This is a genomic window from Caballeronia sp. ATUFL_F1_KS39 (assembly GCF_023630985.1).
In the GTDB taxonomy this organism is placed as follows: Bacteria; Pseudomonadota; Gammaproteobacteria; order Burkholderiales; family Burkholderiaceae; genus Caballeronia; species Caballeronia zhejiangensis.
Map to the genome: position 1 here is coordinate 1 of NZ_JALQDZ010000119.1, position 251 is coordinate 251.

General features: G+C 61.8%; 1 protein-coding gene. It reads right to left on the reverse strand.

Annotated features, from left to right (window positions below; genetic code table 11):
- Positions 1–251, reverse strand: a 251-nt coding sequence (locus NCR93_RS31805; RefSeq protein WP_250532483.1) for an MFS transporter, incomplete at both ends; no start/stop codon positions are given.

A 251-nucleotide genomic window follows, 5' to 3' on the forward strand; every position in this document is an offset into this window, starting at 1 on the left:
CGTAGAAGCTCTTGGGTCCGACCGCGAGCGCCGTCGCGGCAGCGAAGAAACCCCACGTGATCATGATGCGCGCAAGCCATCGTCGAGCGCCGAAGCGATACATCGCGAGATTGCTCGGCACTTCGCAAAGACAATAGCCCGCGAACATGATGCCCGCGCCCCAGCCAAACTGTGTCGCGGTCAGGCCGAGGTCGCGGTTCATCGTGAGGGCCGCGAAGCCGACACTGGTGCGATCGAGATAATTGAAGAAG